The following is a 26066-nucleotide window of genomic DNA, read 5'->3' as shown; positions in this document are numbered from 1 at the left end:
AGCCGGCAGTTATTCCGGCCTAACTGCCGTACAGCAATGACGCAAAAGCATCAACAGGTGGCATACCGTTAAAATAGCGTTGCAGGTGGTCAAAATGTTCACTGGCTGAATGTGCCCAGATAGAGATGGCAAGCTGCTGCCGGGCCAGTAAATGGCTACAAAACGCCTGATGGACATCGCTGACTGATACTGGCTTTACACTGCTGTGTTTAAACAAATCCGTTTGTAACTGCGGCGCGTCGCTAGCCGGAGTTAACGGTGGCGCGGGTTTAAATTTGGCGTAGTGCTGGCTTAATAACGTCGCTACATCATCCAGATTGGGGCGTACTTTATTGAGCAATTCGATAATTAGTTCTTCAGCCTGAAGGTGCAAAGGCTCCAGCTGTGCCGATATACTCAGTACATCGTGCGCGCCACTTAACTCACAAAAAACGAAAAAAGGATAGTTTCTGCCACTGGCATCCACGCTTGGCATCATCAACCCCGAGACTGTGGTACTGCTGATAACACCCTGCTGCACGGTAAAGCGCCATACCGGGCTGGTAAAGTACAGCTCGCGCCAGTAGTCTTTTAACTGGCTTTGCGATGTATCAATAGACTGCATTAACCAGTTGTCCCAGCGCTCAGTCAGCTCTGGTGAGACATTGCGCTGAACAAAGTCGCCATAGCTGGGAAGTTTGCCAAAAAATCCTACTTTCATTGTACACCTACAAGCCTTTCAGGCATTGGAATGACGAGAGTTGGTTAAATACCAGCGGATCGGTTTGCCCGGCGCCAGATACCTCGTAGATGGCTTTATAGTCGGTTTGGCTAAAGGTTACGGTCACTTTAGTGGCAGAGCTGCGTTCAACCTGGCCGGCGTCAATCATACGAGCCAGAGAAAACAGGCCTTGTTGACTGGCCGCCATTTCACTGCCATCCCGCCTGACAAGAGTAATGTTGCTGGCCGACTCGCTTACGGGCGGCCAGCTGATAGCTGTCGGTGTCGGGCGACCAAATTGATAGTTAATGCTGCTGCCATAAATACTGATGCGCAGCCGCGCCAGGCGCGGGTCCAGATAAACCGGTGTAAGCGTAAACCGGGCGTGGGCTTCAGTACCGTTTGGTTTAAATAACGCCTGCTGCATGCGCATAGCGGATTCAAAGAACGGCAGTACCTGAGCATCAAACTGATATTCACTTTGACTATTTCCCCGCCACTGCCACGGCGATGTCTGGGTGTTAACCAGAGCGGCAAAATGTTGTTGGAAAAAACCAAACACTGTGCCATTAGCTGCAAATAGCTGGCTCAGATCATCAATACCGGCATCAATTTGCGAACTGCGCTGGAACGGGTATTTCTGTGTCACGATGTTATTGCATGCCGGCAGTATCTGATTCTGCCACAACGCGTTCCATTGCTGTTTTTGTAACAGGTTTTGTGAGCGGTTGATGTTTCTGACCAGCTCTTCTACCCAGCGGTTTAGCGGCGAAATTTGTGAATAGCCAAAGCCCTGTAACGCATTCAGTGACCCAGGCTTGGCATTTGTTTGGTTGTTTTGTAGCTGAAAATTAATGCTGACCAGTATGTCCTGCACTAATCGTTCAAGCTGTTGTTGCAGTGCCGCTTGCCGCTGTGCGGCCATCGCTTCGTGTAACTTGCTAAAGCGCGATGTGACGAAGCGCTTTTCATCATTCAGCCCGTCCAGCAATTGTCGGGCTGAATTCACCTGCTCATTAGCTTGCGCAAAGGCCAATCCGCTATCGGCGGGGACACTGACTAATTCTGTGGCTTTAGCGGCTGAATTGAGCAGCACAAATAACGCCGAATCGGATTGACCGATTTGCTGCAACTGAGTGGTTAATGTTGCAGCGTCGCCGGTTGATCTAATCGATACGCTATCGAGCAGTTTGCGCCAGCTATTGGTGTAGTCCTGCAGGTATAAGTTTCGTAATTGTTTGGTGGTGGCATTAAGGTCTATGACGTTTTCGGTGCCCAGTACCCAGGCTTCATCAGCGAGGCTGTCCAGATGTTGGCTGATGCCTTCGTCGATAATGCTGTCAAATTGGCCAGGGGTAAACATCGCGGGGATGGTTTGTATTTCATCCAGCGTGGTGGTGAAGGTATTACGCCAGTCAGAACCTGCCAGCTGTGCCATTGAAAGATAACTGGCCGGGTTGCTGCTAAGCCTGTCTTTTAATTCGCGATAGTATATTTCGCCGAGCGGTTGTGCGCGTAAAATCCGCCGGGCTTGTGTGATCAGGTTATCATTTACTGCATCAAAGCTCATACCGCTATCGACCATGCTTTGCATATGTGCCAGCAATTGGCTGTACTCAGCAGCGGAAAAGCGTTTGTCGTTGTTCAGGTTCTGGGCCAAAAATTGTTTGATGTAGCGATTTTTACGTAAGTTACCGTCATCTGCCAGCATCAGGTAGCTTTTTAATGCCTGATATTGCACCAGTGGAGCATTACCTGCGTTGAGCAGGCCTTCCAGTTGTTGTTGTATATAAGGTACCAGCACCGTCTTTAGTAAGCGCTGGTAACTGGCATTCAGTGACCGGGTTACGGCATTAGCCTGATTTAATCCCAATCCTGAAAAATGGCGCTGTTGAACATCTTGCAGGCCGTTTATCTTGGTCAGAAAATCGTTTAACGCCGGAAGTTGCCTGTGCAGTGACTCGCTGTTACCTGGTTGAATGTTGAGGCTGTTGAACTGCTGCTGCCACTCAGTGACCGCTGCGTTTGCCTGGGCAAGGTACTGCACATTGTTATTAAAACTGCTGAACAAACTGGCGCAAACCAGCAGTGACGCAACGGCAAAAAACGCCAGCGAACATTGTTTAAGCCGTTTTTTGCGGCGTTCATAACCTGCCAGCGTGCCAAAGCGATCAGCTTCAGCAAACACCACCTGTTGCAGTAAATCCTTAATAAAATAACTGCGCTGGTCGTTATTCCACATTGGCTTTTGGCTGGCCTGCATGCCAAAAACCTGTGAGATCCTGGCCTGCATGCGATCGATAGGCGCGCCTGACTGGGTACCACTGGTAAAGTACAGGCCGCGAACAATGCCGGTGCTCATTCCCTCGTCAGTGCTGCTGAGCTGGCGGATGATGTTGCCAAGCGGCAGTTTAAGTGACGACAGTTGCTCACCAAAAGCATACAGTAAGTTTTTACGACCGGTATCGCGTTCGATAGACAGCCGGCCCCACTGGCGCCGTACAATGGCCTTGTACAAGGCGGCAAACTGTTGTGCGAAATCGTGGCTGACATAATCGCTGGCAGAGGTAGCTGCATCAAAGGTAAAACCGAACGGCTGTTCGCGCTCTTTGTGTGAAAAGGTGTCAAAGAATTGGCTAAAGCCTGCCAGCATGTCGGCTTTGGTGAAAATCACATACACCGGAAAGCGGGTATTAAAATAATCATTTACCTCGGCGATACGCTGCTTTATCTGGGCAATTTGCTGGCTGAGCTCATATTCATTAAGGTTAATGACGTCAGTCATGCTGATGCTTACCAGCAGTCCGCTAATCGGTTTTTTTCGAAAGCGCTTAATCAGGGCGAGAAAATTCCTCCAGCCGGACTCATCTACTTTTTGAAAACTGTCTTGCGAGGCATAACGTCCGGCGGTATCCAGTAACACGGCGTCCTGCGTAATCCACCAATCACAGTTTTTGGTGCCTCCCACACCCAGCAGCGCCTTGTTTCCGAGTTTGTCGGCCAGCGGGAATGACAAGCCGGAATTAGACAACAACGTGGTTTTACCGGCACCGGGCGAGCCGATAATCATGTACCAGGGGATCTGCGTCAGCGACGCAGGGCCGCCTTTGGTGTGCTTGAGTGCCTCAAAAGCATACTTAAACTTATCGCGCAAAGCGCTTGCTTCGGCGTCAATAGCCTGACTGGCACCATCATCTGCGGCGGCGATTTCCGCCACCAGCTGGTCTTGCTGTTGTAACGATTTGAGATGCTGAATGTACTTGTACAGCACATAAGCCGCTATTAATGCGCTGCACAATAGCAAGCGCGTTAACCAGCCCGCCAGAGGTACCTGGCCGGCAATGGCGATATAAGGGCCGGCGAACAGGATCAGCATAACGGCCAGGGTTAAGCATATGACCGGGACAAATAAAGAGTGTGAGGAAACCTTTTGCAGTTTGGCTAACATTCACGTTATTCCTTGGGTAACAGGAGCAGTTCAACCCGACGGTTTTCACTGGCATCGCGGCCACTGACCAATGGTTGGGTGTCTGCCATGCCACGGGTAATAGAGTTTTTGATAGTAGGGGTGGTTGAATGCAACCAGTTTTCTATTGCCTCAGCGCGCAATCTGGAGATGGTCCAGTTTGATTCGGCGCGCCCGGTTGAATCGGTATGGCCAACAATAATGACAGAATTGGCATAAGCTGAGATGGCCTGTACCAATGTATTCAGATTGGGTAATTCAGCTTCGCTGATTTTAGTACTGCCGGGCGGAAATAATGCCTCGCTGATCAGGCGGATGACGACCATATTATCTTGTATTGCCACGGCAACCTTATGCGCCGCGATGGACGGTTGCAGCGCGTTGCGCAGTTGGCTGACAACCTCATCAATACCGGTTTGATGGCGGCTTTGCTCAGATGCGTTTGACAGCAGCTCATCCCAGGCAATGGCTTCTATTTTTGCCAGCAAAGGCGATGCCTTGGCATTGAGGTTGGATAACAAGCCAATAAACACCGCCACACAGATAAAGCTTAAAAACAGCAATAACAAGGTAGGCGGAATACGCTTTTCAATACTGGGCGCCAGTGCTGGTGCCGCTTGCCAGCACGGTGATAAATCTGCGGCAACCGGACGGTATAGCGCAATAGGCTGGTACAGCATCTGACAAATGTTATTGATGTCGCTGTCGCTGGTTTGACTGAGGCGGTATTTACCCCTGAACCCCAGCGACAAACAAACGTAGGCGAGTTCAATTAAATCCAGATTGCGCTGCGGGTGCTCCATTAACTTATTGGCGATCAGGAAGAATTTTTCACCGCCGGACGTTTCATTGTGATACTTACTGAGCAGGGTTTGTTGGCTCCAAGGACCGTCGATCCCCCAGGGCGTGCTTAACACCAGCTCGTCGATGAGGCAGCATAGCTGGTAGCGTGCTGTCAGCATGACTTCATCAGTTGTGCCTTGCTCTTTCAAAGTATTGCTGAACTGGCGGAACAGATTTTCCACATCCAGCCGCAGTTGTTCAATGCTATTGCTGGGCGCCAGGGTGCGCAGATGGCTGGCCAGGCTGATGATGTCGCGGGCTTCACTTAACAGGATATTTTCGCCGGCGATGTCTGTATCAGCAGGCCCGGGTGCCGAATAAGCACCAGCACCTGCAGCAGCGGGCGACAGCCGTGTTCTGCTTAGTTCGTCATGTTGAGCGTTATAGCTGCGACGGCCACCCGGATTGGGGATCAGCATGGTTTTGGATAAGTCATCGTCATTGTGCATGCTGTTAACTCCGGATAGCCCAAAGCTCCATGGTTAAATTGGGGAAGCTGGTGCCGATATGGCAGGCGATGCCGCCTGACGAGGCAAGTGCTTGCCAGGTGTCGCCAGTTTGCACCAACTCAAAATACACATAGTGACGTTGATAGGGGATTTCTCTTGGTGCCGCTGCCAGCGGTGTTACCTGAACGCCGGGAAGCTGCAAATTGACCAATTCTTTAATGGATTCAACCGGGCCAATTTTGACCTGCTGCGGGAAAAACTGGCGAATATTGTCGGCTGGTATATCAGCGCTGACCGCCAGAATAAAGCTGGCACCGCTAAACAGTGTGCGGTCGGCGACATTGCCTACCCGAACGCCAAACTTCTTCTCTTGTAATGGAATATTGACCGAGTTTTGTTCCAGTACGACGCTGAAGAGTTTGCGCAGTTGTTCAATCAGGGCCGGGAACACATCATTCAGCTGCTGATGCTGGTAGTGTGGCAGCACAGGCACCATCTTGTCGGCCTGAATAATGGTACTCATATCACCAATTAAGCTGACCCATTTCTCGTACAGGTAAAACGGCGTAATACTGTCGGCATTATCCATATAGCGCAGCATCGGCAAGTGGCGATTTAGGGTTTGCAACATCATGAAATCGGTTATTTCACTGTTGGTCGACTTACCGGCCACTGACACCCGGCTGGCGAGCGACTTAATTCTGTGTTGTGTCAGGTTGACCAGCTCGCTGATAAAGTGGCTAAGGTAGGTGCTGGTCCGGCAATTTAGTGAGGGTGCGAGAAAATCTGCGCTTAAGCTAACGTTGCCATTCGGGCTGACATCGTCCACTTTGGCCAGCGCCAGGCAAACAAACTCGCTGTTGTCCTGCAAACTGGTGCGCAATGAACAATTTAAACCGGCAACTTCAACAAAGGCCTTGTTATTAGTCAGGCCAGAGACATCGCGGATCTCCTGCTCTGCCAACTGGTAACGGCCGGCACTGGCTTGTTCCCGGTTTATTTCGTTATTGCCCTGGCGACGAATGGGCAACGCCAGATACAGCGTGGCGTTAAGATGAGACGGGTCAATATCTATCGCTTTAGGCAGTTTGTCGGTTTCCGGAATGCTGAAAAGGCTACCGTCATTGAATACGCCTTCAGCACGATTAATGCCGAATTTGCCCGATTTGAGTAATGATTGTTCAATCTCAACGGTTAATAAACCCCATGGATACGGCATGCAGGCATTGACCGCTTGCCTTAACTGGGCTTCATGGTATCGGCTTTGCTGTTGAAAATGGTGCGGCTGAAGCATCATGCCTTCGGTCCATACCACGCGTTTTTCCCATGCCATTTAAGCAATATCCTTAATCATTTGCGCTGGATTGTGTTTAAGCCGTGTAGTTGACGGCACAACGTTAATTCGTGCTTACCCGCACATTGTTTTGTTCTATCGAGATGAGCATGCCTTTGCTGGCAAACAGATTGATGCTGTCGAGCAATGAATCGTCTGCGATGGGCTGCACCACTTTCCAGGTCACCAGATTAATCTCGCGGTAGCCAACGGCCACGCCGATAAATTTGGTGTCGGCAGAAATTTCCGTTTCCAGGTTTTGGTTTGAACCCGGGTCAATCAGGTAGTTATTCATACTGATAAGCTGGCTGCCAAGCATACTGGCATTGCCGTTAAACAGGTCTTCGTACAGCGCATCCTGAAAATTGCCGGCACTGGTAAGTTGATACACCTGAACTACCACAGATGACGGTGCGCCCTGAAAATCCGGATTGATATTGTCTGCAGCGCGGATGCTGAGGGTAAAGTCGACCTTAGTATCGGCAGGTGACGAGGCGCAGGCATTCAGCAGTAAGCTGCCAAGCAGCAGGGCGAACCCGCGCAAAGTCCATTTTCGTAATGTCGATGCCATATCAGTCTCCCTGGCGGTTGGTTTTGGCATTGCTGATGTAGCTTTCATAAGCCGCAGAAAAGTGCCGCGATAAAATATCGTTGAGATTCTCTTTAACTTGATTTTGCAAGGTCTGCTGTTTGTTAGCGAAGGTTTCCCAGTTGCGTGCATGCCCTTTAAAGTCCATTAGTCCGCGGCCTTTTTCATTTGCTTCTTGTTCAATGTTGCCGGGTGAGAGTTCGTCCAAAATGCCTTGCAGTGACGCTTGCAGCCCCGATAAAAACGCCATCTGATGCAGCTGCAAGTCATGCATGGCTTCGGCATAAGCGGCTTGCGCGGTCAAATAGCCGGGCTTTTTCTTCACCAGTAGCATTTCCAGCGTGTCGCTGGGGTCGAGGGAAAACTTAATCGGATTATTGGACTGGGGTTTAATCATGGTCATGGATAACCGTGACTCTTGTTTAAGCACCGAGCGCCCGGCCAATAAAGCCATTAAACCCTGAGTTGATGTCATCAGCACCTGCATCAGGTCTTTGGCGAATTCGGCTTTATCAACCGACTGCATGTATGCCGCAGGCAGCCCCAGCTTTTGGTACAACAAGGTAAAAAAGTCGTCCTGCTTATCGCCAGCTGTTGCCTGCGGCACTGGAGCTTTTGCATTTACCGCCTGAACATCCGCAGCCTGTGCAGCAACAGCCTGTACATCGGCAGCACTATGGCTTGCTGGTTTCGGTGTTGGCTCAGCTGCAGCGGCCGTTGCAGCATAGTGCGGATACTCTGGTATGTTATTTGCGCTCGCCGCTGGGCTACTTAGCGGCCCGGCGTTGTCAGGAGCATCGCCGGATGTTGCCGGTGGCGTCAGCATTTGCGCCGGTTCGTCATCCAAATCCCAATTGTCAGGAATGGTGTTGTCGTTGTGCTGTGGTAAAAAGGGCGATGCTGCTGGCGTTGCCGCTGATTGCGGTCGGGCGGGGATATTTGCCTCGCCAGCAGCCGATGGTGCAGCCATACCGGTGGGGCTGCTACCAGATGTACCGGCGGATAAGATATCAAATAAACCTGAATTATCTGCTTTAGCGCTGCTCGCTTGCGGGGGGGCGGCAGATGTAAGCGACGAATTAAGCGGTGCGGCGTGGCTGGCTGAGGCGCTGTTAGCCGATGCATGTTTACCCGAGACTAAGTCGAGTAAATCAGAATCTGTTGCCGATATGTTGTTTGGTGCAAAAGCTGCCGCAGGCATGGGCGGGGCAGGTACATGAGCCGGTGACAAGTCTATTGCATTGACCTGAAGGTACAAGGTACCCAGCTTGATAATGTCATTTAGTTGTAGACGGTGAGAATTACCTTTGCCCAGCGGCTGGGCATTATCATTAATGTAGGTGCCGTTGCTGCTGGTATCGGTAACCAGAAAATGATCGTTAACAAACGAAATGATAATGTGCTTGTTAGAGATGAATCGCTCGGCATCATTTAACCGCCAGTCACAATCCTGCGATCTGCCAACACTGCCGCCGCGTTCGGTAAAGCGAAAAGTAATTAGCTGTTGGTCAGGGATATTGGTGATAAGTGCCAGATGCAAATTTGCCATAGGTGTAAGTTGTCCAAAAACGCTTTGCTCAAATGGGTTTCAGCATGATCGAAACAACATACGGCACAACCGATGTGTAAGTTGCAGATGAGCAAAAAATTATATGGACAGTCAGGCTTAAGGCGTTTGTACGGTTTTACCGCCCGGATTGGTGATAGAAATACTACCGCCCCAATTGCAGATGCATTTTGCAGTGTTATTCAAAGCCGGTTTATTGCCAATCTGTACCGTTGCACACCCCGGTGACCAGGGTGCAGCAATGACAGGCATACAGGGCATCGGCGTCAGCACTCCCATAGCGGCAGCGGTAGCTGCGGCAACAGTGGGGTTTGCCGGTGAACGGCACATGCCAAAGGGCGGAATATTCACAATGGGGATTTGGTCCATGATGGTTGCTGCAGGCAAGCCATCGGCCAGTGTCCTATTTAGCGGCGGGACTACCAGCGTGCTGGGAGCAAGACCTTGCGAGCACATCAGCGTTGCACCCATTGTAACCTGAATCGCCATACTCTCTCCTGCACAAGCGTGGACTATTAGTATTTAACCTTGGCACTGGCGTAATTTAATTCAGCAATTTGTTCATCGCTGAAGTTGGCATAAACACTGGCGTCAAAGCTCAATGTAAGTTGCGGTAACAGCGCGCCAATCAGCATCACTACCGCATCACAGATCCGGATTGTAGTGGGGAAGCCGGGGAAATGTCCGCCCAAAGATTTGTATTGCTGCTTATTGGCTAATAACTGGCGCAATGTCGCTACCAGCCAGGGTTGATTGATGTATTCAACCAGCTGAAATGCTTCAGCAAAAGTATCGGCATCCTTGATGGTGAGTAAGTAGGCCGAGAACTGCTTGCGCCGCTGCTCCACGCCAATTTTCGCCAGTGCTGCCATGCTGTGTAAGGCGACACTCACGGCTTGATCTACATTGCAGTATTTTTCCAGCGCAGCGCTTTGTGTGATATCCAGGCGCTGACCCAAAATCAGAATAAGCCGGTTTTTAGCGTTGTCGTCTTGCAACCGGTCTAATAGCCCCACCAGCAGAGGTACTGATAACTTGGCTTGTTGCTGCTCAATTTCCGCCAGCGCAGCGTGCATAACATTCGGATCCGCATCATCCAGCGCACTGAATAGCGCGGTTTTGCTGATCAGAATATCAACGCCACCCAGTGCCATCACAGCGCGCAGTCTGATTGATGCATCCTGCTGTGCCAGCAAAGGGGCTAACTCATTTAAGGCTGCTTGCCCCATGGTTGAGGCGATATTGCGCGCGTCGGTATCATGCTCCAGTACCGCCTGTGTTAACCTTGACATACTCTGTTCTCCAGCCTTTATCTGTACCTGTGATGTCTGTGTTTTATCACAGGACTGTTGTGCGCTAACGGGTAAAAGTATGGCAACGCCTGCCAGCAAGGCTAGCATCAGGCCAGCATAGTGGCTGCGGCTCAGGCGTGCGCATATCAATGTCATCAGATGCTAGGTCCCGTATAAATTGTTCGCCCCTTTGGCGATATGGTTACGCACGATGGCGCAATGGCCGTCAATGCAGGCTTTACCGGTATTGATGGCCTTTAACGGGATAGCTGCGCCGCGGTATGCGCCGTGCGCGCCACTACCGTAACCAAAGGTATTAAATTCCGGCCAGTCGGCACCTTTATGCGGCGTGGCACTGGGGCTGCGCCTTGTGGTATTCCAGTTATGCATTAAAAAGCGCATTGACCAGCTGTCGAAGCGCCCCCAGCCCTTAGGATTATTGCCAGGACCATCCGACGGATGTCTCAGCGTAAAGAAATGGCCAATTTCATGGGCAATATCATTGGCACAAAACACGACATCATTACTGCGGTCCAAACTGCTGCCGCTGTTAGTCTGCAAACCCAGAAATACACCCGGGTGACTGAGTTTATATCCTTTATAGTCGTTCGTGCTAAAGCCATAACCCAAGGCGTCTTCGAGTTCCTGAACCACATAAACGTTGATATAGCCCGCTGTCCAGTGATGTTTCAGTACCAGGTCAACTTCGTTGAATTTAAGATAATTTGTGCCAGATGCATTGACGGCCAGCAGTTTGGTTTTGGCGAAGCTAAGGTCTACCCCGGCGTTGAACCATATATCCGCAGCCAGTTTCGCAATAGGATCAAAACTGATCTTTGGCGGCACACCGGGGGCTGTTTTGCTGTTAATGGCAACAATATGTGGTTGCACATTGACACTCATCAGCGGCATCACATAAACAACTAAACGGGCAATCACAGGCCCGTCTTTTTTCTGATAATGCACTTGCAGGTTAGCAACTGCCGGCGTCCAGTTCAGCACGTACTGCGTACGCAAACGGATATTGCAGGTTTTGCCAGGCGTACAAGGTTGATTGACAGTCGGGCTCTCTACGGTAAATACGTTGTTGTCAGACGAGCTGACATACAGCACGGCATTGTCATCAATATCTTCGCGCACCAGTTGGATCTCGACTTCATGGTCATGCGCGATCGACACCGCATTACCACGCACTGCTGCAGATGCCGGTAAATTATTCATTGCAGGAATAACATGGTTAAAACCGCGTTCATCAATGTCAGGATAGCGTCTGTCCGGGGGGCCGATAACCGCGCGTTGAAAGCGTACCGGAACTACCCTGCATTCTGTTTTAATCGCAATGTGTTTGGCCACTAACGCTTATTCTCCAAATTCTGATTTAATTTTATCGTAGGTTTCGTTATGTAAGTTGCCACTGCTATCAATGTTGTGGTCGGCCTGAAAATTGAGGATGGCACGGTCAAATGCAGCGTCCCACTTGCCGTCGGCGGCGCCCGCAAAATAGCCGAGTAACCGCAGACGTTGCTGCGCACCCTTAATGCTGTTGTAAGGTTCCAGATTGCTCACCGGTTGCAGTAAATAACGACTGCCCAACGCTGTAAGTTCTGCGCTCATGCCGGCAGGAATAAACACTTCGGCACTGCCATCGGCCTGTAATTGGCCTGATTGCGAAAAACGATTATTCAGATACAGCTCGTACTCCACATCAGAGGACACCGAACGTTCATTGTTGTTACCTGACTTACCGGGGTACAACTGGAAATACACTTTCACTTTGTGTACGCGTAACTTATTGTTATTGCTTTGGCTGCTGCCGGAACGCGCTACTTTAGCCATGACGGATATTCCTTAAAACCCATATACATCGTTTAGTTTCGACACCAGGGCACCATCAACCCGATCATTGGCTGCCAAGCCATTTACCAGTTTGAATTGGCTAATGGCAGCCTTGGTGGAGTCATCCAAATCGCCGTCTTCATTACGACAAACATAGCCAAGGTTATTCAGGCGGGCCTGAATACCGGCAATGTCCACCACATCTTGCAAGGCGCCAAATTCGAGTGTCCAGAACAGGTTGTTCTTGCGATCTTTGTCTAAGTAAACAATTAATTCACCGGTTCTGGCTGTGGCATCAATTTTCACTTTCAACTTGCCGGCGCTATCGAGCTTACCGCTGTGTTTAATCCCGTTTACCTGTAGTTCGTAGTCGTGATTGGCCAGCGCGCTGCCGGCAAAATCGCCGATACTGACGATAAATTCAGTGATCACGCCTTTCACCACAAACCGGTTATATTGCTCGGGTTTAAGTGGTTCGCGTTTAACCTTTTTATCGGGAATGCAAAGTACGTGATTAGTGGTCAGCACATGCATATTACGGTGAGACGTTTTAAAGTTCTGGTTTTCCGGTGCCTGGTAAATGGCGTTGCCATCAGCAAAACCGAACTCTTTGGCCAGGCTGGCGCAGCAATCACCCGCGAGTATTCTTATGCGTTGCATAATCTGGTTCCTTGGCGCTGATTTCGTCCTATGCAAACGTCAGAGTGTGCAGCCAACATCACTGAGCGTCTGCCAGTTACTACCATGATTTTTCATCCAGCTGTTCCAGCGTCAGTGTGCAGTTACCTGGCGCAAATTGCTCAACTCTGGCGCGGCCTTTGGCATCAGTAGTACCTGTTTTGACGCTGCCGTCGGGCAGGGTAATGGTGTAAGGGTGGCCTGCTAACGGCTGGCCAGCTTCATCGACCAGTTCAATGCCCACCCAGCTGGTTTTAACCTGCTGTTGTTGCTGTGCTTTGTCTTTGCTACTGACCGCAATCGGCAAGGGTTTAAAGGCTTTGGCTTTGGTTTGCCCGTATTTACCGCTTTGCTGTGTTTGCTGCTGTACCTTGAGTTTATTAACTTCGCCCGGATCAGCGCTGTCAGCCAGATGCACCGCCTCAGGCTTAGTGGCATTGATGTTTGTTACAGGGTTTCCCGGTTTTGGACCTGGCATCTTGCTTACCTGTTAATTAATCTTGACCAAACCGCCACTGACGGACACCTGACCCGCCGCGACCACATCGGTTTTTCCACCGCCTGACAACGTCAGATTACCCGCAGTCACCACTTCAATTTTGCCATTCGATTTTATTGAGATACCGCCGCTGTCCATTGAGATGAAACTACTGCCAACCTGCAAGGTGATATTGCCCGACGCTTCAAAGCACAGGTTGGTGGCTTTTACATAGTAATCGTTGTTTACCAGCAGCGAGGCGTTACCACCAACTTGCTCAGAACGGTCTTGTTGTATATTTAATGATGATGACTGGCTCACCTCTTTGGCCTCTTTGCCGCCAATACGCAGGTTCAGGTCGCCGCCAATTTGTTCTATGTGATTACTGGTAATATCTTCATGGCGGTTATTTTCCACTTTGGTGTAAAAGTCCTGTTTCACACTCAGGTGTTTGTCTTCGCCGATGGTTTCATAGCTGTTTTTAGTGACAGCGGTATCCATATTCATGGCGGCGTGTACAAACAGTTGCTCCTGATCTTTTTCATCGTCAAAGCGGATTTCGTTGAAATTGCCACCGCCTTTGCTGGAACGGGACTTAAAGCCGGATTTGTTTGCGTTGGCAGGCAGCTCATAAGGCGGCAATGCTGAGCCGTTAAACACGCCACCAATCACAATAGGTTGGTCAGGATCGCCCTGTAAAAAGTCTACCAGTACTTCCTGGCCCACTCTTGGAATATGTATGCTGCCCCAGTTCTTGCCCGCCATCGTCTGAGCAACGCGGATCCAGCATGAACAGCTGTCGTCAGCTGTGCTGTGACGATCCCAGTGAAAGCGCACCTTGATGCGGCCATATTTGTCGGTCCAGATTTCCTCTCCGGCTTTACCGACAACGGTTGCTGTTTGTGGGCCACTCATTTGGGGTTTAACCACAGATTGCGCCGGCCTGAAGTTGACTTTGGCTGAAATAGCCTCAGCCTCAAACGTCAGCATCTGGTGTTGGTCCAGTTCCTGCTCTTCTAACAGCTCGTCTGCGCGCAATGTGCAGCGGTAGTCGGTCAGCAGATATTGAATATTTTGATCATCACGGGCATGACCGTTCAGTTTAAAGCGGGCACCGGCAAATAAATTACGTTGATTGCCGGACAAGGATTTTTTTTCATAGCCGGTATTTTCACGCTCCATCAACACCTTGGTATAGTGCTGTACCGCATCACGTTCCTGATACTTACCGCTATAGGCATATTTTTGATAGTTTGCCACTGCCGCAACCTGAGGGTCTTTGGTTGATGCGTCCAGGTTTTTACCCGGCGTGACAAAGTCAAAACTGGATAAACTGATACCGCCTGTGCGTAAATGGCGTTGATTTTGCCACTGGTTAATACCTTCAACACCAGTGTGTGTTTTGTTCTCATCCAGCTCCAGGTACTCAATGTCACCCAGATCTTCTAATGTCACACTGTCGTCAGTCAGGATCAGCGTGTGTTTGCCATTGCTGTGCTCAAAGTAGTAATAAATGCCTTCTTGCTGCATCAGACGCGAGACAAAATCAAAGTCGGTTTCATTAAACTGCACCACGTATTCCTGAGGCTGATACTGGCCACGCAGCTTGTCTTGATAATCTGAAAAGCCCATGTCATCAAATACCGCTTTAATGATGTCGGGATAGCTTTTTTGCTGATAAATCCGGCAATGCTGGCTTAACGTCAGCAACCACAACCAGGGCCGCACTGTGGCACTGTAATAGCCATTCTTTTGCAGGTTCTCATGTTGTTTGAAGGCTGTTACCAAACCATTTAAATAGCGGCTTTGCTCGGCGGTTTGGTAGCGAATAGTGACATTTTGCCCAAGTATCTTATCGAACGGGAGATTTTCATCCGGGCTGACCAGCTCGACGTCAATCTCAAACGGCTGACCCAAACGTTCGCTTAATGTCGCCTGGCGCAACACTAAGTCGCTATCTTGCAATGGCGTGCTAATGGCAACCAAACGTTGTTCTGTCGGCATGCAACTTCCTCAATTCTTTGTTATGCCTACCTACGCAGTAAACGCAAAATAAGTTGCAGCCGGTATGAGCCGCCGCATGATTAATCAAAATCGCAAAATTAATCATGCGTTGTAGGTGAAGTGGATTAAATGCAGGCGATTTACGACCTAATTAAGACCTAGGCATACTGTTCGAATTTTATAAACCCCAGCTCGCGCGCAGCAACGTAATGAGCTACCTGACCATGTGATTCTACTGTCATGTCGCCTTGATCATCCATGGTCATATTTGCTTTCCCTATGCCCAGTGTCGGGTCAACCATGTTATAGCGATACCATTGCCTGTGCCCATCAAACATTAATTTTCTGCCACGGCAAATAATGACTTTGCTCGGTCCATTGGCATTGTCGGTCACAGCAAATAGCACCGGGTTTTGCTCACTTGAGTTCTTCAGAATGTTGACAAAATATTGGCTTTGGGTGCAATGACGCTCGTAATAGATCTCCTGTCGGGCATTTCTGATAAAAGTATTCATTGCAGATGCCAAACTACCCATAGTCAATACGCCACCGGTGAGTGTTTTAGGTTGCTGTGCAGCATTACGTATCTGGTCACTTTGTACCATCTGCCGGGTGGCAAGACGAATCAAAACAGCTGCAGTTTGGTAAGCCGAGTTTTCCTCTAGCGTCGGATTTGCCATCCCCATATTTTCCATGGTTTGCGTAGAAACAACGGATGAACGGGGATGTGTGATTGAGCGTTCGTCCCAGGATAAAAAACTATCCAGGCTAACTGGGCGTAAGCCACTGGAATCAAAGCTTTCAGTGCTGTCTCTTAGTGCCCTTGGTAGCATGTTCGGACCAAAGTCAGTGAAGGGTACGACGTTTGGAGCCGTAGGAAGTGCTGGCGCAAAGCGTCGGCCCAAGTTGGCTGCGAGATTGTTTTGTATGTCTGTGTGGACTCTATTTAGCTCGTTTATTGTTTGTTTTACCTGGCGCTCTAATTCACTAATATAGCCGTAACGGTCGCGATAAGCTTTGTAGCGAAATTTGCCATTCACATAAACCACTGCTTTGCCTTGAGCCCACGCTTGAATAAAATCCAGCATGCCGTATAAAAGCACCCCGACTTGTTCGCTATGTGGAGTATTTCGCGCTACACACTGATGATAAGCTTCAAGACGAGAATCTACAGGTTCTAAAGCGGAGCGTGATCCAAAGGTCGTTGACGTCTTTTTCTTAAATTCATTTACGGAGATGGTAATTGGCATGCAACTTCCTCAATTCTTTGTTATGCCTACCTACGCGATAAACGCAAAATAAGTTGCAGCTATATAAAGCCGCGGTGCGCAAACAACGTTGCCATCAGCGGCCATGGGCTGTATATGAGTTCTGGCTAGCCGTTAAATTAGGGACTAATTTTCATTTTGATAAAGCCCAAATCCCGGGCTGCGACGTAATTTGCGACCTGCCCATTAGATTCGACAACCATGTCACCCTGATCATCCATGGTCACAACAGCCACCCCAAAGCCAATAGAGGTATCAATCATGGAATATCTGGGTATTTGTCGCAGGCCATCCCAGTAGTAATGTTTACCGCGGCATATCACTACTTTACTTTGGCCATTGGCATTGTCGGTTACGGCAAATAACACCGGATTTTGATCGCTGGAATTATCCAGGATATTGGCAAAATACTGTTGCTGAGTGCAGTGACGCTCATAATATATATGCTTGCCAGTTCCTTGTACCAAACTGTTCATGGCAGAAAACAGACTTGCCATGGTGAGTGTGCCACCTGTCAGTGCTTTAGGTACGTCGGCACTGTTTTGAACTTGTCTCGATGTCGTTTGGCGTCTGGTGACAAGTGTTAACATATGCGCCGCATTTTTGTAAGCGTGGTGTTCCTGCAATGCCCGGTTAGCTCGCCCCATATTTTCCGTATTTGCTTCTATTGCGCCAAAAGATGCACGTTGGTCTAATATTTCCTCAGTGCCTGCTACGGAGTTGCGTACAGGTACCTGTGCTCCGCGGCGCGGCGGTAGTGGTGGTTTATCGCCAAAATAGGTAAATGGCAGGCGGTCATGCCGCGGCGGTGCAGGTGGTGCTGGGGCGAAGTTATTCAAATGACGCCGGCCGAGATTGACATTCAGATTATCAGTAATTCCCTGATGCACCCGCTCTATTTCCTGTTCGGTTTGGGTAGCCTGACGTTCCAACTCACTTATCATGCCATGGCGGTCACGATAGGCTTTGTAGCGCAACTGGCCATTTATTGTCACAGTTGCTTTTCCCGCCGTCCAATCTTGAATAAACATTAACAATACCGATACTTCGCGTCGCGCTATTTCACTGTGAGGGGCGTTTAGTGAAACCTGCTCATGGTAATTTTTGAGGCAGCCATCAATACATCGTAGTGAAGTTGGACGAGCATCGAATGTGGTTGATGTTTTCTTTTTAAACTCTCTGACTGAAATGGTAATGGGCATGGGTAATCCTTAACTGCATCGCTGATACGGACACGTCGGCAGGGGCCTGTTAACAAGGTAAACATATCCGGCACAAACTACCTGCAACCACGTTCGACATAGCGACTTACGCAGCCACTGATGGATTAGTTGCAGTGGGCGCTGGCACAGTCGAACACTGCTTCAACTCACACCCGCAACGGGTACAACAGCTTATCTTTGCATTGCATGTTCTGACTTGCTGCAACTTATTCTCATCCAGCTGCGTAACTAGCTTCAAATAAGCACTTTTATTTAATGCTGCGGTTGCCTGCAGTTTTAATGTGAAAGGCAGTTACAAGGGCTGAGCGGCCCCGGTTAGGTGTGATGAATGGATTACCAACAATTAATTTCTGAGCCTTTGGCAGACGACGCGGTATGCGGGCAAAACCTGGAAGATGATGCCGAATTTCAGAATTTCTTTTTTATGGCACAAGGCACGCCGGAGCGTTACGACGGTGAAAATACGTTTCCTGCTGAACCACCTGACTGGCGGGTGGTGAAAAAGCAGGCACTGGCTTATCTCGAACAAACTAAAGACATCAAACTGATTTGTGTGCTGGCGCAAGCAGTGGTGAACACCGATGGGTTAACGGAGTTTGCGGCTTGTTTGCAAGGCCTGGCGTTTTTATTTGAAAACCACTGGCAGGCGTTGTATCCGCCGCTGGATGAAGACGATGGCGATCCGCTTGAGCGGGTAACGGCACTGGCTTATTTGAATGAAGCCTTCATCAGTAAGACGCTCAAAGCGTTGCCACTGGCCAGCGCGCGCGGCGTTGGTCAGGTATCGCTGAATTCATTAAGCCACTCTGGTGACAGTGATAACGGATTAAGCGAAAGCCAGATCAGAGCCATCTTTACCGAAAATAATTCCGGGCAACTGCAACTTTTATACGAGGCTGTCGCGTACAGCTTAACAAGTTTGACGAGTATCAATAGCTGTTTAATTGCTCAGGCCGGACATCAGTATACGGTGAATTTTGCACAGCTTGCTGACCTGTTAACGCAGATTGGCAAAGTGCTGGAGCAGTATGCCGGGCTTGGCTCTCAAGACGATGGAACCGCTGAATTGGATGAAAAATCTGCAACAGCAGCTAACCAACAAAGCCGCCAGGCTGAACACTCTGCCAGTCAGGCTCAGGCTGAGGTTACGGCTGTAAAAGTGGCGCCCGGGGCTATCGCGAGCCGAGCGGATGTAGAGCGCTGCCTGCATGCGATAAACGAGTACTACGCCAGATATGAGCCGTCAAGCCCGCTGCCGATGTTGATTGGCCGTGCATTGAAACTGGTGAATAAGGATTTCTTTGAAATTATTAAAGATATTTATCCCGATGCACTGCCTGCGCTGTACCAGTTAGGCGGAACCAGCGAAGGGGCTTCACCAGCCGAGCCGTCAGGTTCGGATGATTCATGGTGAGAGCACTTGCAGTAAAGGTTTAGTTTGACGCCAAACGTCAACAGCAGCGCACGGCGATTGGGTTTACAAAGCAAATTATTGAAAACAGGAGAATACATGTCCAGCGGTCAAAAATTCATAGCGCGCAACAGAGCGCCAAGAGTACAGATTGAATATGACGTTGAGCTTTACGGTGCCGAGAAAAAGGTGCAGATCCCTTTTGTAATGGGCGTGATGGCCGATTTGACCGGTAACCCGGCTGAACCCTTGCCGTCAATTTCAGAACGCAAAGCACTGGAAATCGATGTTGATAATTTTGATGACAGATTAAAAGCTGCTAAACCGCGAGTGCAGTTCTCTGTGCCAAACACCTTAACCGGTGAAGGTAATCTGCCAATTGAAATGACCTTCGAAAGCATCGACGACTTCTCTCCTGAAGCTATCGCCAAAAAGACAGAAGGCTTAAAGCAGCTGCTGGAAGCCCGTACCCAACTGGCCAATCTGGTGACTTATATGGACGGCAAAGAAGGGGCAGAACAACTGATTGCCAAAGTGCTTGCTGATCCGGCGCTGCTGGAAACCCTCAGTGCCAGCGCCAAACCGCAAGATGACGCAACTGACAGCACGAAGGACGCATAATTATGGCTGAGCAAGAACTTAATGTAGCCGCCGAAGCCGGTGTTGAAACCCTGAACTCGGATTCTTTTGCGGCGTTATTGCAAAAAGAGTTTAAACCCAAATCAGATCGCGCCAGAAACGAGGTTGAAAAGGCCGTCTCAACGCTGGCCGGGTATGCGCTGCAAAATATCAGCAGCATTTCAGAAGACACCGTGCATTCGATTGAAGCCATAGTGGCCGAAATTGATAAAAAGCTGACCGAACAAATCAATGCCATTTTGCATCATGAAGATTTCCAGACGCTGGAAGGTACCTGGCGTGGTTTGCATTATCTGGTGAATAACACCGAGTCGGATGAATACCTGAAGATTAAAGTGTTCAACATCTCGAAAAAGGAACTGGGTAAGAACCTGAAGAAATTCGCGGGTACTGCCTGGGATCAAAGCCCCATTTTCAAGAAGTTCTACGAAGAAGAATATGGCCAGTTCGGTGGTGAACCTTTTGGCTCAATCGTAGGGGATTATTATTTTGATAACAGCCCCGGCGATGTTGCTCTATTATCCAGCATGTCGAAAATTTGTGCGGCATCACATTCGCCTTTCCTGACAGCGGCAGCCCCCAGTTTGCTGCAAATGGATAGCTGGAACGAGCTGACGAATCCGCGCGATTTAACCAAGGTTTTCTCTACGCCGGAATATGCGTCATTCCGCTCACTGCGTGAGACCGAAGATGCTAAGTATATTTCATTAACCATGCCACGCGTGTTGTCGCGTTTACCTTATGGTAAAGACAATCCGGTAGAAAGCTTCGCCTTTGACGAAAATGTCAGCGGCAGTGACGGCGCTAATTATGTGTGGACTAATGCGGCCTATTCGCTGGCGGTGAATATCAACCGTTCCTTTAAAGAGTATGGCTGGTGCTCACGTATTCGCGGTATAGAGTCGGGCGGGGCTGTGCAAGGCCTGCCGGTACATACCTTCCCAAGCGATGATGGCGGTGTCGACATGAAGTGTCCGACGGAAGTTGCTATCAGTGACCGTCGTGAAGCCGAACTATCTGCCTGCGGCATCATGCCGCTGATCCACCGTAAAAACAGCGACATGGCTGCCTTTATCGGTGCGCAAACGCTGCAAAAACCAGCGGAATACGATAACCCTGATGCGACTGCCAACGCTGCACTGGCTGCCAGACTGCCGTATCTGTTCGCGACTACCCGTTTTGCCCATTATCTGAAGTGTATTGTGCGCGACAAAGTGGGGTCATTCAGTTCGCAAACCGACATGCAGAAGTGGCTGCAAGGCTGGATCAACAATTATGTTGATGGTGCCCCTACCACTTCAAGTGAAGAAACCAAAGCCCGTAAACCGTTAGCGGATGCCGCGGTGACCGTAGAAGAAGTGGAAGGCAGCCCGGGTTATTACAGCGCCAAATTTTTCTTGAAACCGCATTACCAGTTGGAAGGTTTGACAGCCTCGTTGAGATTAGTCTCCAAGCTGCCTGCCGGTCAGGGGTAATTTTTGCCCACAGCAGAATTTAAAGTCCGTATGCCATCAAACCTTAAAGGAGAGTAATCATGGCTGTAGATATGTTTTTAAAGTTAGAAAAAATCAAAGGTGAGTCTAAAGATAAAGTACACAAAGACAGTATTCATGTGCTGGCCTGGAGCTGGGGTCTGAGCCAGTCTGGTAGTACACATTTGTCCAGTGGCGGCGGTGCCGGTAAGGCCAGCTTCCAGGACATCAGTATCACCAAATATGTTGATAAAGCGTCGGCAACATTGATGGAATACGTGGCTACAGGTGAGCATATTGTCAAAGCGCAACTGATCGTGCGTAAGGCTGGCGGCAAGCCTCTGGAGTACATCAAGATTGATATGAAAGATCTGATCGTCAGCTCATATTCAACCGGTGGCTCGGGTGGTGAAGACATGCTGACAGAGCAATTAACGCTTAATTTTGCTGAAATCAAAGTGTCTTACGTACCGCAAAATGATGATGGCTCTGGCGCGGCTGCGGTTGATTTTGCGTTCAACATTCCGGAAAACACCAAGAAATAACAACATTGATGCTGTCGCCTGTGGCGGCAGCATCGCTGCTTTGTTGTTTATCAGAACACCGCAACACCGAAGGGCCAATTTATGTCAGCGGAAGCATTGCTTCATCAGGGTGAGTTAGATGCGTGCAAGGCGCAGCTATTTGCACAAATCAAACAATCGCCTACCAATATGGATTTACGCGTGTTTTTGTTTCAGCTGGCATGTGTTGAACAGGATTGGACACGTGCGCTGTCGCAGCTGGAACTGTTACGCAAAATGTCTGATGCTAACTTGCCTTTGGTGAATACCTACTCGTTGCTTATCGACAGTGAACAGAAGCGGCAAGCCGTATTAAGCGCCGATGCGCCTGGCCCCTGTTTTGGTGCACGCCCGGCATGGATGTATCGTTTTTCTCAAGTACTGCAGTATTGTCAGCAACAGCAATTTGAACAGGCCAGAACCGAAGCCTTCGCCGGTGTTGATGCTGCTCCTGAAGTGGCAGGTAACATTGATGGCAAACCGTTTAGCTGGTTAACCGACGGTGATATGCGCTTTGGCCCTTGTTTTGAGATCATGCTGAATGGCGGCTATTTTCAATTGCCTTATAGCGAGGTCAAACGAATTGAGTTCGAAGCCGTAGAAGATTTACGTGATGTTGTTTGGCGGCCCGCCAGGCTGACATTAAAAAATAACGCGCAGTTTATTATTTTTATGCCGGTTCGATACCCCATTACCGCTACGACAACCGATGAGCAAAAGTTAGCCAAAGTCTGTGACTGGTCGTCGCCGTGTGCCGATTTTTATATTGGCCAGGGGCAGCGGGTGTTGATAAGTGACGGTGCTGAATTTGCGCTGCTGAATATTCAGGTTATCGAATTTGATTAACTGCCATGCCTGAATTATCACAAAAAGAACGGTTGCAGCTGTCGTTACTTGACCGCCTGACCGACGATGAACCGGACAAAAAAAGCGAACAGCGTGATAAGCGGGTTATCTCTGTTGCCCGCTTGAAAGAGTTGGTGCTGCGTGATCTGGGTTGGTTACTCAATAGTGTGGCCGCTGAAGCCAGCATGGATCTTAAGGCCTACAAAGAAGTGCAAAGCTCGACACTGAATTTCGGTATTCCCGACCTGTCCGGCCTGGTGGCGTCTTCGCTCAACACCCTGGCGTTAGAGCGCGAAATTGTGAAATGCATTAAGCAATATGAACCGCGGATCATTGCCTCTTCTTTACTGGTTAAAGTCATTTTTCAACGCGAGGAAATGAGCGGCAATACCCTTAGCTTCGAGATAAATGCAGACCTGTGGGCTCAACCCATTCCATTGCAGTTGTTTTTGCAAACCGAGGTGGATATCGACAATGGCCATGTTGCCGTTAAGCAATGGCGTTAACGCATAAAGTGGGTAACTGAAATGGACGCTAGATTTCTCGAACTTTATAACCAGGAACTCAAGTTTATTCGTGAGTCCGGCGCTGAGTTTGCCAAAGAGTACCCCAAAATTGCCGGCCGTTTGGGGCTGGACGGTTTTGATTGCTCCGACCCTTATGTGGAGCGCTTACTGGAAGGCTTTGCGTTTTTATCGGCGCGGGTGCATCGCAAACTCGACGCGTCCTTTCCTGAATTTACCCAACATTTGCTTGAGCTGTTGTTTCCGACGTTTTTACAGCCTGTGCCGTCAATGCTGGTGGCGCAATTTCAGCCAGATTATGAAGAGGGCAGTTTGCTGGGTGGCGTTAATATCGCTAAACACACGTCGTTATTTAGCTTGCTTGGCAAAGATGAGCAAACCCCCTGTGAATACCGGACGTCGCGGGAGATGACGTTGTGGCCGTTAACCCTGACGCAGGCCGAATATGTGCATTCGCAGGATTTGCTGGCGTATGGCGGGGATGACACTGCGCTGGCCGGACCACTTAAAATGGCCAAAAGTGCGATTAAAATTACTCTTGAAACACCTGACAATATAAAAGTATCTGATCTTAGCCTCGATAGCCTCAATTTTTATATCCGCGGTAGCGAGTCGTTTCCGTTTTACTTACTCGAAGCGCTGTTTAAAGGTTACCTGGGCATGATGGTCAAAAGCGGCGATTCTGTCTGGCGTAATCAACAGGATGAAAGCCAGATAGTGTCAGCGGAATTTAGCCCCGAACATGCGCTATTGCCTTTTTGTCAGCGTCAATTTGATGGTTTTCGCTTATTACGCGAGTGGTTTGCATTTCCGCAGCGTTTTTTGTTTTTTACGCTACAAAACCTGCAAGCCAGTATCAGCCGCTGCGATCATCAGAGCGTGACGTTATTGCTGTTACTCGACCACTATGACCGCCGCCTGGATAACCGGGTGAGTGTGAGTAACTTTGCGTTGCACAGTGTGCCGGCGATAAACTTGTTTCCGAAACGGGCTGAGCGGATCAATTTGTCTCACGCCAGTCATGAATTTCAGGTGATCCCTGATCGCTTGCGACCGCTTGACTATGAAGTCTGTACGATTGAAAACGTCACCGCGTACGGCAGTGCCATTGACGAGGCTAAGCCGATGGCACCGTTATACGCGCCATCTACCAGCAGTGTGAACCGCAATCAGGCCTATTTTACCCAAAGCCGTCGCACCAGGGCGATGAGTGTAAACCAGCGCAAATTCGGACATCGTTCCAGCTACATTGGCTCAGAGGTTTACTTAACGATAGTTGACCCCAAAGCAGCACCTTATGCCGGCGATTTACGCCAACTGGCGGTGGAAACACTGTGCTGCAACCGTGATTTACCGCTGATGATGCCACTTGGCAAAACCAGCACCGATTTTACCATTGATACCGGTGCCCCCTGCACGGCAGTGCGCTGTTTGGGCGAGCCGACCAGCCCAACCCCGCCACTGAATCGCGGCAATATCAGCTGGGACCTGATTAATTTACTGTCGTTAAACTTTCTGGGCTTTGACGGTGATGAAAACGCGGCTTTGGCTGCGCTGAAAAAGCTGCTGGGCCTGATGGTCAATAAGCACAATCACTCGCAAAACAAACAGATAGACGGTTTGATTGGCTTTGCCACCAAAGCGGTATCGGCACGGCTGCCATTTGCCGGGCCAATTTGTTTTGGCCGGGGGGTCGAAATTACTCTGACGGTGGATGAAACCGCCTTTGAGGGCAGCAGCGCCTTTTTACTTGGCATGGTACTGGACAGGTTTTTTGCCCAATACGTCAGTGCCAATTCGTTTTCTAAATTTGTATTACGCTCATCTGAGCGCGGCGAGATCCATCAATGGCCCATCAGAATCGGCTCTCGAAGCACTATTTAACTGCGCTGGCACATAACCCTGCTGCATTGCATGAGCAGGGTTTTGAGGCGTTATTAAGGTATCTGGATGCCAATTCGCCGCTGCATGAGCGTTTGGGTTACTCCATTTCTCTGCAACAGGATGCCTTTCGGTTAGGGCAGTCTCCGCAGCTGCATTTTCATGCCTCGGCGTTTGCTGAAGTGGTTGAACAACCTCAAAGCCAGCAATACAAACTTAATAATGTGTATTGGGGCTTGTTTGGCATAAATGGCGCCTTGCCGCACCATCTGACTGAGTACGCGATAGAGCGTAAATACCGTTATCAGGACAAAACGCTGGCTGAGTTTTGTGACATCTTCCATCACCGTTTTATTTCACTGTTTTACCGGGCCTGGGCGGATGCACAACCTGCTGTCAGCCACGATCATGCTTATCGTCAAAGTGACACGCTGCGCGACCAGCGTCATGGCGATCATTTTGCGCAGCGTGTTGCTGTGTTTAGCGGGACGGCTAACTCCGATCAATCTGCTCAGCAGAATCATCTTAATCAATATCTGGCGGGCTTGCTCAGCCAGAAACACAGCAGCGCGGGCATGTTGCAACAGGCGCTGGCGGTGTTGTTACAACAGCCGGTAGAAATTCACGAGTTTGAAGGCCAATGGTATGACCTGCCTGAACAGGACGTTAGCCGGCTTGGGCAAGCTCACGCTTGTTTGGGGCAGGGCGCCTTGCTTGGCGCCGCCAGTTTTCAGCGCAGTTTTAATTTTGGCATCACCGTCGGCCCACTGTGTTATGCCGATTACATGGCGCTACTGGCTAACCGGCAACAGTTGCAAAAAATCCGTCAACTGACGGCAAGTATCGTCGGCAGCGAATACAGCTATAGCATCCAGCTCAAACTGGCAGCACAGCAACAGCAAAGCGCCAACCTGGGAAACTGTGCATTGGGGGTTAACAGCTGGACGCACACGCACAGCCAGAGTCCGGCGCATATTGCTTATCGACAACAATATTGATTTTAA

The 26066-nt window shown here is 49.6% G+C and carries 23 protein-coding genes; 8 read left to right on the top strand and 15 right to left on the bottom strand.

All coding sequences use genetic code 11. The annotated features are described in order from the left end of the window. Positions 1–19: 19 nt before the first annotated feature. The 15 genes from tagF to AC5SV9_RS03830 all read right to left on the bottom strand — a co-directional run bounded on the left by tagF (position 20) and on the right by AC5SV9_RS03830 (position 17534). Positions 20–700, bottom strand: coding sequence for a type VI secretion system-associated protein TagF (tagF, locus tag AC5SV9_RS03900; RefSeq protein ID WP_475153093.1), 681 nt, complete (start codon positions 698–700; stop codon positions 20–22). 7 nt (positions 701–707) lie between these two features. Next, on the bottom strand, positions 708–4148 hold the full coding sequence (gene tssM / locus AC5SV9_RS03895; RefSeq protein WP_475153095.1) for a type VI secretion system membrane subunit TssM: 3441 nt from the start codon (positions 4146–4148) through the stop codon (positions 708–710). A gap of 5 nt (positions 4149–4153) precedes the next feature. Then, positions 4154–5458 (bottom strand): type IVB secretion system protein IcmH/DotU, encoded by a 1305-nt coding sequence (gene icmH, locus AC5SV9_RS03890; RefSeq protein ID WP_475153097.1) that lies wholly within the window; start codon positions 5456–5458, stop codon positions 4154–4156. Between the two features lie 4 nt (positions 5459–5462). Beyond that, positions 5463–6791 carry a type VI secretion system baseplate subunit TssK gene (gene tssK / locus AC5SV9_RS03885; RefSeq protein ID WP_475153099.1) on the bottom strand — a complete coding sequence of 443 codons (1329 nt, stop codon included), beginning with the start codon at positions 6789–6791 and terminating at the stop codon, positions 5463–5465. 64 nt (positions 6792–6855) lie between these two features. Continuing rightward, positions 6856–7362, bottom strand: coding sequence for a type VI secretion system lipoprotein TssJ (tssJ, locus tag AC5SV9_RS03880; protein WP_475153101.1), 507 nt, complete (start codon positions 7360–7362; stop codon positions 6856–6858). Position 7363: 1 nt separating this feature from the next. Next, positions 7364–8929, bottom strand: coding sequence for a type VI secretion system-associated FHA domain protein TagH (gene tagH, locus AC5SV9_RS03875; RefSeq protein ID WP_475153103.1), 1566 nt, complete (start codon positions 8927–8929; stop codon positions 7364–7366). Between the two features lie 117 nt (positions 8930–9046). Further along, a complete protein-coding gene (locus AC5SV9_RS03870) occupies positions 9047–9436 on the bottom strand; it encodes a DUF4280 domain-containing protein (protein ID WP_475153105.1) in 390 nt (129 codons plus the stop codon). A 26-nt stretch (positions 9437–9462) separates the two neighbouring features. Then, the gene (locus tag AC5SV9_RS03865; RefSeq protein ID WP_475153106.1) at positions 9463–10239 is read right to left on the bottom strand and encodes a HEAT repeat domain-containing protein; all 777 of its coding nucleotides are present in this window, start codon (positions 10237–10239) and stop codon (positions 9463–9465) included. A gap of 162 nt (positions 10240–10401) precedes the next feature. Then, on the bottom strand, positions 10402–11592 hold the full coding sequence (locus AC5SV9_RS03860) for a zinc metalloprotease (RefSeq protein WP_475153108.1): 1191 nt from the start codon (positions 11590–11592) through the stop codon (positions 10402–10404). A gap of 6 nt (positions 11593–11598) precedes the next feature. After that, complete coding sequence (locus AC5SV9_RS03855; RefSeq protein ID WP_475153109.1) at positions 11599–12075, bottom strand: peptidoglycan-binding domain-containing protein; 477 nt, start codon at positions 12073–12075, stop codon at positions 11599–11601. A gap of 12 nt (positions 12076–12087) precedes the next feature. Next, positions 12088–12735 carry a peptidoglycan-binding domain-containing protein gene (locus tag AC5SV9_RS03850; RefSeq protein ID WP_475153111.1) on the bottom strand — a complete coding sequence of 216 codons (648 nt, stop codon included), beginning with the start codon at positions 12733–12735 and terminating at the stop codon, positions 12088–12090. 79 nt (positions 12736–12814) lie between these two features. Then, the gene (locus AC5SV9_RS03845; protein ID WP_331922195.1) at positions 12815–13231 is read right to left on the bottom strand and encodes a carboxypeptidase-like regulatory domain-containing protein; all 417 of its coding nucleotides are present in this window, start codon (positions 13229–13231) and stop codon (positions 12815–12817) included. Positions 13232–13243: 12 nt separating this feature from the next. Beyond that, complete coding sequence (locus AC5SV9_RS03840) at positions 13244–15235, bottom strand: type VI secretion system Vgr family protein (protein WP_475153113.1); 1992 nt, start codon at positions 15233–15235, stop codon at positions 13244–13246. A gap of 158 nt (positions 15236–15393) precedes the next feature. Next, positions 15394–16485, bottom strand: coding sequence for a hypothetical protein (locus AC5SV9_RS03835; RefSeq protein ID WP_475153114.1), 1092 nt, complete (start codon positions 16483–16485; stop codon positions 15394–15396). A gap of 137 nt (positions 16486–16622) precedes the next feature. After that, complete coding sequence (locus AC5SV9_RS03830; RefSeq protein WP_475153115.1) at positions 16623–17534, bottom strand: hypothetical protein; 912 nt, start codon at positions 17532–17534, stop codon at positions 16623–16625. Positions 17535–18054: 520 nt separating this feature from the next. Here AC5SV9_RS03830 and tssA point away from each other — a divergent pair. The 8 genes from tssA (at position 18055) to tssG (ending at position 26060) form a co-directional block, all read left to right on the top strand. Next, positions 18055–19140, top strand: a complete 1086-nt coding sequence (gene tssA, locus AC5SV9_RS03825; RefSeq protein WP_475153117.1) for a type VI secretion system protein TssA — start codon at positions 18055–18057, stop codon at positions 19138–19140. A 96-nt stretch (positions 19141–19236) separates the two neighbouring features. Beyond that, positions 19237–19758: a type VI secretion system contractile sheath small subunit gene (tssB, locus tag AC5SV9_RS03820; RefSeq protein ID WP_273024133.1), complete on the top strand. Its 522-nt coding sequence runs from the start codon at positions 19237–19239 to the stop codon at positions 19756–19758. A 2-nt stretch (positions 19759–19760) separates the two neighbouring features. After that, entirely contained in the window at positions 19761–21251 is a 1491-nt protein-coding gene (tssC, locus tag AC5SV9_RS03815) for a type VI secretion system contractile sheath large subunit (protein ID WP_475153119.1), read from the top strand. 59 nt (positions 21252–21310) lie between these two features. Next, positions 21311–21793 carry an Hcp family type VI secretion system effector gene (locus tag AC5SV9_RS03810; RefSeq protein ID WP_475153121.1) on the top strand — a complete coding sequence of 161 codons (483 nt, stop codon included), beginning with the start codon at positions 21311–21313 and terminating at the stop codon, positions 21791–21793. A gap of 81 nt (positions 21794–21874) precedes the next feature. Next, entirely contained in the window at positions 21875–22657 is a 783-nt protein-coding gene (locus AC5SV9_RS03805) for a type VI secretion system accessory protein TagJ (protein ID WP_475153123.1), read from the top strand. A 5-nt stretch (positions 22658–22662) separates the two neighbouring features. Further along, positions 22663–23163 carry a type VI secretion system baseplate subunit TssE gene (tssE, locus tag AC5SV9_RS03800; protein ID WP_273024129.1) on the top strand — a complete coding sequence of 167 codons (501 nt, stop codon included), beginning with the start codon at positions 22663–22665 and terminating at the stop codon, positions 23161–23163. Positions 23164–23184: 21 nt separating this feature from the next. Further along, positions 23185–25065 (top strand): type VI secretion system baseplate subunit TssF, encoded by a 1881-nt coding sequence (gene tssF / locus AC5SV9_RS03795; RefSeq protein ID WP_475153124.1) that lies wholly within the window; start codon positions 23185–23187, stop codon positions 25063–25065. Next, positions 25029–26060, top strand: a complete 1032-nt coding sequence (tssG, locus tag AC5SV9_RS03790; RefSeq protein ID WP_475153125.1) for a type VI secretion system baseplate subunit TssG — start codon at positions 25029–25031, stop codon at positions 26058–26060. The genes tssF and tssG overlap by 37 nt, the downstream gene beginning before the upstream one ends. The last annotated feature ends 6 nt before the right edge of the window (positions 26061–26066 follow it).

This window comes from Rheinheimera sp. ATLC3 (assembly GCF_059429535.1).
The sequence above is the reverse complement of the archived record's forward strand: the minus strand, read 5'-3'. Positions and strand labels throughout refer to the sequence as shown.